The organism is Blastomonas sp. UPD001, from assembly GCF_003426715.1.
Taxonomy (GTDB): Bacteria; Pseudomonadota; Alphaproteobacteria; order Sphingomonadales; family Sphingomonadaceae; genus Blastomonas.
Window position 1 is genome coordinate 26,368 of sequence record NZ_QKVT01000001.1, and the last position, 10,734, is coordinate 37,101.

The following is a 10,734-nucleotide window of genomic DNA, read 5'->3' on the forward strand; positions in this document are numbered from 1 at the left end:
GTTCAATCCAAGCCCAGCCGATGGTCCGGGTCAGCCGAACAGCCCGGCCTGTGCCGGGTCCGCATAGAATGTCAGCCGCCGGGCGAAAGCCATCGGGTCCTTGCGCGTCACCAAAGCATCTGGCGGCGTGTTTATCCAGTCATAAGCGCGGCTTAATGTGAAGCGAAGCGCCGCCCCGCGTGCCAATATGGGAAGCGCTTGGGTTTCGGCGCGCGTCAGCTTCAGATTGGCGTGATATCCCTGCAAGAGCGCGTCCGAAACGGCGGAATCGAAATTGCGGCCATCGGGCGAGAAGCACCAGGCGCTGTGCGTCACCGCCAGGTCATAGGCGCGCGCGTCGCGGCACGAGAAATAGAAATCGATCAGACCGCTGACGCGATCGCCGAGCATCAGCACATTGTCGGGAAACAGATCGGCATGGATCACCGATTGCGGCAGGTCCTGCGGCCAATGTGCGGAGAGAAAGGCTAGCTCGTTTTCCACCAGCCCTTCCAGCGCCGGGTCGATCTGCTGCCATTGCCCGGCGCATTTGCCTGCCAGATCGTGCCAGCTGGCCAGCCCCATGCTGTTGGGCCGGTCGCCGCCGAAATCCGCGACCGCATGGTGCATCTTCGCCAGCGCCTCGCCTGCCGCCTGCGCCTGGGCTGGGCTGGGGGTGGTCAGCGAAATGCCTTCGAGAAACTCGATCAGGCAGGCGGGTCGCCCGGCGAGTTCGCGGATCTGCACGCCGCCCCGATCGGCGATCGCGCGCGGCACGCGGCAGCCGCGCGCCGCCAGATGGTCGAGCAGGGCCATGAAGAACGGAAGGTCGCCCGGATTGACGCGCTTCTCGTACAGCGTCAGGATGAAGCGATGCCCGTCCCTGCCGCCGCGCGTCTCGACCAGGAAATTGCTGTTCTCGACACCCTCGGCAATGCCCTTGAAGCTGATCAGATCGCCGGTGTCATAGTCGCCCAGAAACTGCGCCATCATCTCGGCGCTGACATGCGTATAGACGGCCATCAGGCAGCATCGGCCTCTTCGGCCAGCGCGCGGGGCAGCTTGAAGGTGATCCGCTCGTCCACCGTCTTCACGCGTTCTTCGGTGACGTCGAAATGGCGGCCCAGCATGTCGACGACCTCGCGCACCAGGATTTCGGGCGCGCTGGCCCCTGCGGTCAGCCCCAGCGTCTTCACGCCCTCGAACCAGCGCAGCTCGATCTCGACCGCGCGCTGGATCAGCTTGGCGCGTGTGCCCTCGCGCTCGGCGACCTCGACCAGCCGCAGCGAGTTCGAGCTGTTCGGCGCGCCGATCACCAGCACCAGGTCGCAATCTTCCGCCATCACCTTAACCGCAGCCTGGCGGTTGCTGGTCGCATAGCAGATATCCTCGGCCTTGGGTCCGACAATGGCAGGAAAGCGCGCCTTGAGCGCAGCGATGATCTCTGCGGTATCGTCGACCGACAGCGTGGTCTGGGTGAGGAAGGACAGCCGGGTCTCGTCCTCGATCTGCAATTTCGCCACGTCCTCGACCGTCTCGACCAGCGTCATGTGCCCCGGCTCGACCTGGCCGAAGGTGCCGACGACCTCGGGATGGCCCCGGTGCCCGACAAAGATGATATGGCGGCCTGCCTCGACCTGGCGTTCTGCCTGGCGGTGCACCTTGGAGACGAGCGGGCAGGTGGCGTCGAGATAGTTGAGCCCGCGCTCGGCCGCCTTGTGCGGCACGGCCTTGGGCACGCCGTGCGCGGAAAACACGACCGGCACGCCATCGGGCACCTCGTCCAGCTCTTCCACGAACACCGCGCCCTTGGCCTTGAGGCTGTCGACCACGAACTTGTTGTGCACGATCTCGTGCCGCACATAGACCGGCGCGCCGTACTTGTGCAGCGACAGCTCGACGATCTCGATGGCGCGATCGACCCCGGCGCAGAAGCCGCGCGGCGAGGCGATCTTGACAAGCAGCGGGGGCTGGGCGGTTTCGGTCATGTTCAGATTGGCTTTCGTAGTTCGGCAGGACTCTTAGGCGAAGCGGGGGCTGGTGGGAAGCCTGTCCCCACGGACCGACCATATTGCGCCGGGATGGCGCGCGAAATCTGGCCGTTGCACCGGGCGGCGTCGGCAGATAAGGAGCGATGCACTGTGGCCTCGAAGGATTTCTGTTTGCATATGCCCAATCTGCCCATCAAACCGTCGATCGCCATCATGGGGGCGGGGCTTGCGCTGCTCGGCCTTGCGGGCTGCGCCGAGAAGAACCAGCTGGTGGTGGATTCGGGCGTCGGCGTCACGTCCACGCTCTCGGCCTGCCCCAATACCGCGATCCCCGAATATACCGGCGACGTGACCGTGTTCAATCCGCCGAGCAGCCGTGACGCGGCGGCGATCGATGTCGTTGCCACCATCACCAACGTGCGACCCGCCTGCGACGAGACCGGCCCGGAAATCTACGCGACCGCGACCTTCGACGTGCTCGCGCGGCGCAGCGACAATCGCGGCCAGCGCACCGTCACCTTGCCCTATTTCTCGACGATCATGAGGGGCGGCAATACCGTGGTCGCCAAGCGGCTGGGATCGGTGACGCTCAACTTCGCCGATGGATCGTACCGCGCGCAGGCGCAGGCGAGCGGAGCCGGCTATATCAACAAGGCGGCCGCGACGCTGCCCGAGGACATTCGCGAGCGGATCACCCGCCGCCGCAAGTCGGGCGACCCCGATGCGGCGATCGATCCTCTGTCGATCCCCGAAGTGCGCAGCGCGATGCAGCGGACCAGCTTCGAACTGCTGATCGGCTTTCAGCTGACGCAGGAACAGCTGCAATATAACGCGACCCGATGAAGATCACGCAGTCCTCTTTCCTTCTGGGGAGAGGATACATGGCCTTGTCAGCTTGCTGACCTAGGCCATGTTGGAGAGGGGAGCCGCGCTGGCGGTTCGCTCTTGCCCCTCTCCGGCTGCGACTAGGCCTGCAAGCAGGCCAAGTCTCGTTGTCCTCTCCCCTCAAGGGGCGAGGAGTCTGGATGACAAGGCCAACAGCATGACACTCTACACCCGTTTCACCCAGCACCTGCATGAAGTGCTCGATGCACTCGAGGCTTCCGGCACCCTGCCGGCAGGATTGAACCGCGCCGCCGTGACCGTCGAGCCACCGCGCGATCCGGCGCATGGCGACCTGGCCACCAACGCCGCGATGGTGCTCGCCAAGCCCGCCGGCACCAATCCGCGTGCGCTGGCCGAGGCGCTGGCAGCCGAGCTGGGCAAGATCGACGCGGTCACCGGGGTCGAGATCGCAGGCCCCGGCTTCCTCAACCTGCGCCTTGCGCCCTCGGTCTGGGCGGACGAACTCAACGCCATCGCCGCGCTGGGGGCCGATTATGGCCGTTCGCAGCTCGGCGCCGGCAAGACCGTGAATATCGAATATGTCTCCGCCAACCCGACGGGGCCAATGCACATGGGCCATTGCCGCGGCGCGGTCGTCGGCGATGCGCTCGCGACCCTGCTCGAATATTCGGGCCACAAGGTGATCCGCGAATATTATATCAACGATGCCGGCGGCCAGGTCGATGTGCTCGCGCGCTCGGTGCACTGGCGCTATCGCGAGGCCTTGGGGCTCGAGAGCGGCGAGATGCCCGAAGGTCTGTATCCGGGCGACTATCTGGTAGCGCTGGCGAAGGAACTCGCCGCCGAGCTCGGCGATGCCCAGGCCAACGCCCCCGAGAGCGAATGGCTCGCCCCCTTCCGCAAGCGCGCGGTCGCCGCGATGATGGACATGATCCGCGCGGACCTGGCGCTGCTCGGCATCCATCACGACGTGTTCGCCTCGGAAGCCGAGCTGCAGGCGGCGGGCAAGCCCGAGGCGGCCGAAGCCGTGCTGCGCGATAAGGGCCTGGTCTATGACGGCGTGCTCGAAGCGCCCAAGGGCAAGGTGGCCGAAGACTGGGAGCCAGTCGAACTGCCGCTGTTCCGCTCGACCGCGTTCGGCGACGATCAGGACCGCCCGATCCGCAAGTCGAACGGCAGCTGGACCTATTTCGGCGCCGACCTCGCCTATCATTTCCAGAAGCTCCAGGATGCCGACGAGCTGATCGACATCTGGGGCGCGGACCATGCCGGTACCGTCAAGCGGATCAAGGCGGCGGTCGCGGCGCTGACCGACAATGAGGCGCGTTTCGACGTCAAGCTCGTCCAGATGGTCAAGCTGATGCGTGGGGGCGAGCCGCTCAAGATGTCCAAGCGCGCGGGCAATTTCGTGACGCTGGCCGATGTCGTGAACGAGGTCGGCAAGGATGTCGTGCGCTTCACCATGCTCACCCGCAAGGCCGATGCGCAGATGGAATTCGATTTCGAGAAGGTGGTCGAGGCCTCGAAGGACAATCCGGTCTTCTACGTGCAATATGCGCATGCGCGCATCCATTCGATCCTGCGCAAGGCAGCGGGCGAAGGGCTGGCACCCTCGGCCGAGCATCTCGATCGCCTGGGCGTCGAGGAGCAGGCGCTGATCGCGCTCGCCGCGCAATTCCCGCGCATCGTCGAAGCTGCCGCGCTCAACCGCGAGCCGCACCGGATCGCCTTCTATCTGGGCGATCTCGCGGCCGCCTTCCATGCATTCTTCAATCTGGGCAACGATCGCACCGACAAGCGTATCGTTCTGGCGCATGACCCCGAGACCAGCGGCGCAAGGCTTTTCATGGCCGCAAATATCGGGCAGGTAATCGCCAACGGCCTGGGCCTGATGGCGGTGGAGGCGGCGACACAGATGTGACGCCGCGCCTGCCGGGGCCAGGCGCTTGAGCGAATATGGGGCGGATCGATGAGCAACCGGCTGGATGATGGCATGGATGGCGAGCTGAGGGACCAGCCCCTGGGGCTGGATGCCGATGACGACCGGCTGCCCTGGCTCGAATCGGTCGACGACGCGCCGTCGAACGACGGTAATGGCGCCCGGATTCTCGGATTTGTCCTGATGGGCCTGGTCGGGCTTTCGATCGTGCTCGCGGCGATCTACTGGCTCGGCGGATCGGGCACCGCGCCCGAAGGCGATGGCAGCCTGATCGCTGCCCCCAAGGGCGATTACAAGGTGCGCCCCAAGGACAGCCAGGAACAGAAGGTCGAGGGCACCGGCGATTCGAGCTTCGCGGTCAGCCAGGGCGAACAGCCGACCGGCCAGCTCGCCGATGCCGCCGGCGCGCCGCCACCGGCGGGCAGCGCGCTGGTGCAGCTGGGTGCCTATACCGACGAGGCCAGCGCGCTCGACGGCTGGGGCAAGCTGACCCAGCGGCACGAGGTGCTCTCGGGGCTCAACCGCCGCATCGTCCAGGCGACGGTCGATGGCGGGACCGTGTTCCGGCTGAGCGTGGTGCTCGACACTCCCGCCAGTGCGAACCAGGTTTGCGACCAACTGAAGAAAGCTGGGCAAAACTGCCTCGTCGTGCGTTGATTTGCCGAGCGTTCCGGTCGTAAACCGGAGCGCATGAAGCCCGTCATCTTCGGCCTTGCCGGCCACAGCCTGTCTCCGGACGAAGCCGCCTTTTTCAGCGACGCTGCGCCTGCGGGCTATATCCTGTTCGGCCGCAACATCGACACGCGCGCGCAGGTCCGCGCGCTGACCGACAGTTTGCGCGAGCTGCACGGCGATGACCGGCTGCCGATCCTGATCGATCAGGAAGGCGGGAGGGTCACCCGTATGAAGCCGCCCGAATGGCTCGCCTTTCCGCCGGGCGCGGCGTTCGACCGGCTCTACGACATTGCGCCGGCAAGCGCGATCGAGGCGGCGCGCGCCAATGCCGAGGCGCTGGCGCTCGATCTCGCCGAGGTCGGCATCACCGTCGACTGCCTCCCGCTGCTCGATGTCGCGATTCCCGGCGGCACGCCCGCGATCGGCGACCGCGCGCTGGGCCAGGAGCCGCTCCGGGTGGCCGCTTTGGGCCGCGCGGTGCTCGACGGGCTGAGGCGCAGCGGCGTGCTGGGCACGATCAAGCACATGCCGGGCCATGGCCGCGCGATGGTCGACAGCCATATGGAGCTGCCGCGCGTCACCGCGAGCGAGGACGAGCTCGAGCAGGACATCGCGCCGTTCCGCGCGCTCAACCAGGCCGAGATCGGCATGACCGGGCATATCCTGTTCGAGGCCTGGGACAAGGAGCGCTGCGCGACGCATTCCAAGTGGATCATCCAGAACATCATCCGCCAGCGCATCGGCTTCGATGGGCTGCTGCTGAGCGACGATCTCGACATGAAGGCGCTGGCGGGCGAGGTGCCCGATCGTGCCGCGCGCGCGGTGCAGGCGGGCTGCGACATCGCGCTCAATTGCTGGGCGCGGATGGACGAGATGATCGATATCGTGAACGCGCTTCCCGATATTTCGGATGCCTCGCGCGCGCGGCTCGACCGGGCAAAGGCCGCGATCGCCCCGGTGACTGACTGGTCGCACCAGGCTGAACTGATCGCCCGGCGCGACGCGCTGCTGGCGCTGGCGTGAACGAGGCCGACCTCATCACCGGCGCGCCGCCTGCCACGCTCGATCCGGCGGACGGCGACTATATCTTCTTTCGCGAACCCGTGCCTGCCGCCACCGCTGCGGCCGAGGCGCTGCTGATCGATGTCGATGGCTGGGAAGGACCGCTCGACCTGCTGCTCGATCTCGCGCGGCGGCAGAAGGTCGATCTGCGCCAGATCTCGATCCTCGAACTGACCAACCAGTATCTCGGCTTTATCGAGAGCGCGACCTCCCTCAAGCTGGAACTCGCCGCCGATTATCTGGTGATGGCGGCCTGGCTCGCCTATCTCAAGTCGGCGCTGCTGCTGCCCGGCGATCCCGAGGTCGAGCCCTCGCCCGAGGAACTGGCGCTGCGGCTGCAACTGCGCTTGCAGCGCCTCTCGGCGATGCGCGAGGCGGCGGCGCGGCTGCTGGGCCGCGACCGGCTGGGCCGCGATGTCTTCGCCCATGGCCAGGCCGAGGGGCTGCGGCTGCTGACCAGGACCCGGCACGATTGCTCGCTGTTCGACCTGCTGAGCGCCTATGGCCGCGTCAAACAGCGCAGCCAGCCGGTGGTGCACATGGTCAAGTCGCGCAAGGTGATGACGCTGGAAGATGCGCTCGCGCGGCTTTCGTTCATGCTCGGCACCGCGCTCGACTGGACCGAACTCAGCGCCTTCCTGCCCGAGACCGCCGATCCGCAGCTCAGGCGATCGGCCAAGGCCTCGACCTTTCTCGCGCTGCTCGAACTGGCGCGACAGGGGCGGGTCGAGCTGGCGCAGGAAGGGGCGTTCACACCGCTTCAGGTGCGCCGGGCGGGATGAGCGCCCCCGACCCCATCGTCCGCGCGGTCGAAGCGGCGCTGTTCGCGGCGACCGAACCGCAGACGATCGAGCAGCTGCGCGCGCAGATCGGCGACGAGGCCGACATTCCCGCCGCACTGGAAAGGCTGGTCGGCGACTATTCGGGCCGTGGTGTCGAGCTGGTCGAGCGCGGCGGGCGCTGGCATTTCCAGACCGCGCCCGATCTCGCCTGGCTGCTGCGGCGCGAGACCGAGCAGACGCGCAAATTGTCGCGCGCCGCGACCGAGACACTGGCGATCATCGCCTATCACGAACCGGTCAGCCGCGCCGAGATCGAGGCGATTCGCGGTGTGCAGGTGAGCAAGGGCACCCTCGACGTGCTGATGGAAGAGGGCTGGGTCGCCCCCGCCGGGCGTCGCGAGGTGCCGGGCAGGCCGTTGATCTATGCCACGACACCCGCGTTCCTCACCCATTTCGGCCTCGCCAGCCGGCGCGACCTGCCGGGGCTCGAAGACCTCAAGGCTGCCGGATTGCTCGACCCGGTCGATCTCGCGCTCGAGGGCGCGCTGGCGACCGATGACGACGACGAAACGGATGACCGCTCGTCGAACGAATCCGATTCATTGCTGGAAAAGCCGGGCGAGGGGGACTAGATAGCCGCCGAGGCCTTCAGGAGATTTGCCATGGGATCCTTCTCCCTGATGCACTGGGTTATCGTGCTGATCATCATCGTCCTGCTGTTCGGCGGCGGACGCATTTCCTCGATCATGGGTGACGTTGCCAAGGGCATCAAGAGCTTCAAGAAGGGCATGGCCGACGATGAGGACGAGCCGGTTCAGCCCAAGCGCCCCGTCGCGCAGATCGAGGCTCCGCCGGCACGCACCATCGACGGCACCGCGACCAGCACGACCGAAGAGCGCAAGCCCGGTTGATTGTTCGGCTGGTCTGGCGCACCGGCCCGCATGAAGGCGTGACCATGTCATGATGGACATCGGATCGACCGAATTGCTGATGATTGTCATCGTGGCGATTGTGGTGATCGGCCCGAAGGACCTGCCGCGCGCGCTCTACAAGGTGGGGCAGGTGATCGGCAAGGCCAAGGGCATGGCGCGCCATTTCCGCAGCGGCATCGACGCGATGGTGCGCGAAGTCGAGCTCGAGGAAATGGAAAAGAAGTGGAAGGCGGACAATGAGCGCATCATGCGCGAATATGCTGCCGCCAATCCCGCTGCGGCGCCGGTCGCCTCGCCGGCTGCGGTACCCGCCCCCGATGCACCTGCTGCGATGGAGCCGCTGGCCGAACCGCCTGCGGCCATCCCTGCGCCAGCCGCCCCAGCCGCGCCCGTGACCGAGGGTGAACGGTGAGCGTGGCCGAGGACGATATCGACGCGTCGCGCGCGCCCTTGCTCGATCACCTGATCGAGCTGCGCCAGCGGCTGGTCCGCTGCGTCATCGCGCTGCTGGTCTCGTTCGGCGTCTGCTTCTATTTTTCCGAGCATATCTTCTCGTTCCTTGTCGTGCCGCTCAAGGAAGCCTTTGGCGATGGCGGCGGCAAGCTCGTCTATACCAAGCTGTACGAGGCGTTTTTCGTGCAGGTGAAGGTCGCGATCTTCGCCGCCTTCTGCCTGTCCTTTCCGGTCATCATGAACCAGCTCTGGGCGTTCGTCGCGCCGGGGCTCTACCGGCAGGAAAAGCGCGCGCTGCTGCCCTTCCTGTTCGCCACCCCCGTGCTGTTCACCGCAGGCGCGGCGCTCGCCTATTATGTCGTGATGCCGACGGCCTTTCATTTCTTCCTGAAATTCCAGGGAGAAGCAGGCGGTCTGTCGATCGAGGCGCTGCCCAGCACCGATGCGTATCTCTCGCTGGTGATGCAGTTCATCCTGGCCTTCGGGATCAGCTTCCTGCTGCCGGTGCTGCTGATGCTGCTCAACCGCGCCGGCATCGTCAGCCGGGCGCAACTGATCAGTCTGCGCCGCTACATGATCGTCGCCGCGTTCATCGTCGCGGCTGTGCTCACCCCGCCCGATGTCGTCTCGCAGCTGATGCTCGCGATTCCGCTCGTCCTGCTCTACGAGCTCAGCATCCTCGCGATCTGGTTCACCGATCGCAAGGCGGTCAAGGACGCGCCTGCCGAGGAAGCCGAAGCGGAAGCGCCCGCGGCTGCCCAGTCGGAACCCGCTGAATAGCTATTTGCGCAAGGCGTCCACGCACGCCGCGCGATCGACCGACTGGCCGTCCTTGCGCCGCGCATCGACATAGGTCGCGATCTGCGCGCCGCCCGCGCCTTCGGGATAGAGAAACACGTCGAGCACGCAGGCATTGCCGACGAATTGCAACTTGCGCGCGTCGAATTCGCGCACGTCGAGCCGGGGCGTGCCGAACATCCGTTCGAGATCGCGCTGGCCCTTGCCCAGCACCGCCTCCAGCCCCTTGACCGGCAAAGTCGTGCTGCGCGCAGGGAGCGTGGGCCGCACCGGCGCGACCGTCTTTTGCGGCGCGGCACAGGCGGCCAGCCCGACGCTGAGCGCCAGCACGACAGGATAACGCATCAAACCTTTCCCCCGGCCGCGCGCTGGTGAAAGAGATGCGTGGCCATCGCCGCGGCTATAATCGGCGCGAGCAGATTGACCAAGGGGACGAGCAGCAACAGGTTGGCAACCAGCCCAAGCACGAAACGGCTGGTCCGGGATGCGCGCTCCAGCCCCAGATGCGGGTGCCGTGCGGCGACCATCTCGTCGAGATCGCGCCCGACCAGTACCGCGTTGACCGCCAGGAACAGCATCGGTGCCCCGACCCCGGTGAACAGCAGGATCAGCGCGAAGGGCAGGGCGATGGCATTGTAGAGCAACGCGCGGCCGAGGCTGCGCAGCGCCATCGCGATCGAGGGGCCGATCGGCAGGTCGCGCGCGCTCGCGGCGGCTTGCGGGTAATGCTTGCGCTCCACCGCGATCACGATGCGGTCGGCGAACAGCTGCAGCACCGCGATCGCGACCACGCGCCACCAGAACCAGAAGGCGATGATCGTCGCGATCGCCGCCAGCAGGCCGGTCCAGGCGGCATAGCCTGACAGCGGCCCGCCATATTCCGTCATCGCCAAGGCCAGGCCCTGCCACAGCGCCCATCCGGTGGCGACGAAGATCAGCACCGCACACAGGATCGTCCAGAACAGCGCGCTCAGGATCGCGCGGTCGCCCAGCTGGCCCAGGCTCTTGAAAAACGCGTTCAGCATCATGGTCTGTGTCGGGCAATTCGCCTGCCCGGTCAATCGCGCCGCATTCGGGCTTGAACGTGGGCTCCCAAGTCGATAGGCGCGCGGCAACCTATTTTCCGCCAGATCGAAAGCACAGCCTTCATGACCAGCCCCCGTTTCGACGTCCTCGCCATCGGCAATGCCATTGTCGACGTGATGGCCCCTGCCGACGATGCCCTGCTGACGCGCGAAGGCCTGACCAAGGGCGGGATGATGCTGATCGACGCCAAC

At 66.3% G+C, this 10,734-nt stretch carries 13 protein-coding genes and 1 pseudogene; 10 read left to right on the forward strand and 4 right to left on the reverse strand.

What is annotated here, in order from left to right; all coding sequences use genetic code 11:
• Positions 1–30 precede the first annotated feature (30 nt).
• Positions 31–1,002, reverse strand: a complete 972-nt coding sequence (thrB, locus tag DM995_RS00125; RefSeq protein WP_116968093.1) for a homoserine kinase — start codon at positions 1,000–1,002, stop codon at positions 31–33.
• Positions 1,002–1,967 (reverse strand): 4-hydroxy-3-methylbut-2-enyl diphosphate reductase, encoded by a 966-nt coding sequence (gene ispH / locus DM995_RS00130; protein ID WP_023839393.1) that lies wholly within the window; start codon positions 1,965–1,967, stop codon positions 1,002–1,004. The genes thrB and ispH overlap by 1 nt, the downstream gene beginning before the upstream one ends.
• A 180-nt stretch (positions 1,968–2,147) precedes the next feature.
• Between ispH and DM995_RS00135 the strand changes: the two genes are divergently transcribed.
• From DM995_RS00135 to tatC, 9 genes are all read left to right on the forward strand, one after another.
• Positions 2,148–2,813, forward strand: coding sequence for a hypothetical protein (locus tag DM995_RS00135; RefSeq protein WP_023839392.1), 666 nt, complete (start codon positions 2,148–2,150; stop codon positions 2,811–2,813).
• 199 nt (positions 2,814–3,012) lie between these two features.
• Entirely contained in the window at positions 3,013–4,737 is a 1,725-nt protein-coding gene (argS, locus tag DM995_RS00140) for an arginine--tRNA ligase (protein ID WP_116968094.1), read from the forward strand.
• A 48-nt stretch (positions 4,738–4,785) separates the two neighbouring features.
• Positions 4,786–5,412 carry an SPOR domain-containing protein gene (locus DM995_RS00145; RefSeq protein WP_116968095.1) on the forward strand — a complete coding sequence of 209 codons (627 nt, stop codon included), beginning with the start codon at positions 4,786–4,788 and terminating at the stop codon, positions 5,410–5,412.
• A gap of 33 nt (positions 5,413–5,445) precedes the next feature.
• Positions 5,446–6,453, forward strand: a complete 1,008-nt coding sequence (gene nagZ / locus DM995_RS00150; RefSeq protein WP_116968096.1) for a beta-N-acetylhexosaminidase — start codon at positions 5,446–5,448, stop codon at positions 6,451–6,453.
• A complete protein-coding gene (locus DM995_RS00155) occupies positions 6,450–7,274 on the forward strand; it encodes a segregation and condensation protein A (RefSeq protein ID WP_502696552.1) in 825 nt (274 codons plus the stop codon). Before nagZ ends, DM995_RS00155 begins: the two co-directional genes overlap by 4 nt.
• The gene (gene scpB, locus DM995_RS00160) at positions 7,271–7,906 is read left to right on the forward strand and encodes an SMC-Scp complex subunit ScpB (RefSeq protein ID WP_116968097.1); all 636 of its coding nucleotides are present in this window, start codon (positions 7,271–7,273) and stop codon (positions 7,904–7,906) included. The genes DM995_RS00155 and scpB overlap by 4 nt, the downstream gene beginning before the upstream one ends.
• Positions 7,907–7,936: 30 nt before the next feature.
• On the forward strand, positions 7,937–8,185 hold the full coding sequence (locus DM995_RS00165) for a twin-arginine translocase TatA/TatE family subunit (protein ID WP_116968098.1): 249 nt from the start codon (positions 7,937–7,939) through the stop codon (positions 8,183–8,185).
• A gap of 49 nt (positions 8,186–8,234) precedes the next feature.
• Positions 8,235–8,618, forward strand: coding sequence for a Sec-independent protein translocase protein TatB (tatB, locus tag DM995_RS00170; protein WP_116968099.1), 384 nt, complete (start codon positions 8,235–8,237; stop codon positions 8,616–8,618).
• The gene (tatC, locus tag DM995_RS00175) at positions 8,615–9,439 is read left to right on the forward strand and encodes a twin-arginine translocase subunit TatC (protein WP_232823944.1); all 825 of its coding nucleotides are present in this window, start codon (positions 8,615–8,617) and stop codon (positions 9,437–9,439) included. The genes tatB and tatC overlap by 4 nt, the downstream gene beginning before the upstream one ends.
• On the opposite strand, the gene DM995_RS00180 is transcribed toward tatC, so the two are convergent.
• Both DM995_RS00180 and DM995_RS00185 read right to left on the reverse strand, forming a co-directional pair.
• Positions 9,440–9,802, reverse strand: coding sequence for a hypothetical protein (locus tag DM995_RS00180; RefSeq protein ID WP_116968100.1), 363 nt, complete (start codon positions 9,800–9,802; stop codon positions 9,440–9,442).
• Positions 9,802–10,485 carry an EI24 domain-containing protein gene (locus tag DM995_RS00185; protein ID WP_232823945.1) on the reverse strand — a complete coding sequence of 228 codons (684 nt, stop codon included), beginning with the start codon at positions 10,483–10,485 and terminating at the stop codon, positions 9,802–9,804. The genes DM995_RS00180 and DM995_RS00185 overlap by 1 nt, the downstream gene beginning before the upstream one ends.
• 120 nt (positions 10,486–10,605) lie before the next feature.
• Here DM995_RS00185 and DM995_RS21550 point away from each other — a divergent pair.
• Positions 10,606–10,734, forward strand: a pseudogene (locus DM995_RS21550) (adenosine kinase); the annotation flags it as partial.

What these genes read in the sequence shown, in the direction of transcription:
- thrB (WP_116968093.1), bottom strand. Translation starts at nt 1,002, where the DNA reads ATGGCCGTCTATACGCATGTCAGCGCCGAGATGATGGCGCAGTTTCTG.
- ispH (WP_023839393.1), bottom strand. Translation starts at nt 1,967, where the DNA reads ATGACCGAAACCGCCCAGCCCCCGCTGCTTGTCAAGATCGCCTCGCCG.
- DM995_RS00135 (WP_023839392.1), top strand. Translation starts at nt 2,148, where the DNA reads ATGCCCAATCTGCCCATCAAACCGTCGATCGCCATCATGGGGGCGGGG.
- argS (WP_116968094.1), top strand. Translation starts at nt 3,013, where the DNA reads ATGACACTCTACACCCGTTTCACCCAGCACCTGCATGAAGTGCTCGAT.
- DM995_RS00145 (WP_116968095.1), top strand. Translation starts at nt 4,786, where the DNA reads ATGAGCAACCGGCTGGATGATGGCATGGATGGCGAGCTGAGGGACCAG.
- nagZ (WP_116968096.1), top strand. Translation starts at nt 5,446, where the DNA reads ATGAAGCCCGTCATCTTCGGCCTTGCCGGCCACAGCCTGTCTCCGGAC.
- scpB (WP_116968097.1), top strand. Translation starts at nt 7,271, where the DNA reads ATGAGCGCCCCCGACCCCATCGTCCGCGCGGTCGAAGCGGCGCTGTTC.
- DM995_RS00165 (WP_116968098.1), top strand. Translation starts at nt 7,937, where the DNA reads ATGGGATCCTTCTCCCTGATGCACTGGGTTATCGTGCTGATCATCATC.
- tatB (WP_116968099.1), top strand. Translation starts at nt 8,235, where the DNA reads ATGATGGACATCGGATCGACCGAATTGCTGATGATTGTCATCGTGGCG.
- DM995_RS00180 (WP_116968100.1), bottom strand. Translation starts at nt 9,802, where the DNA reads ATGCGTTATCCTGTCGTGCTGGCGCTCAGCGTCGGGCTGGCCGCCTGT.
- DM995_RS00185 (WP_232823945.1), bottom strand. Translation starts at nt 10,485, where the DNA reads ATGATGCTGAACGCGTTTTTCAAGAGCCTGGGCCAGCTGGGCGACCGC.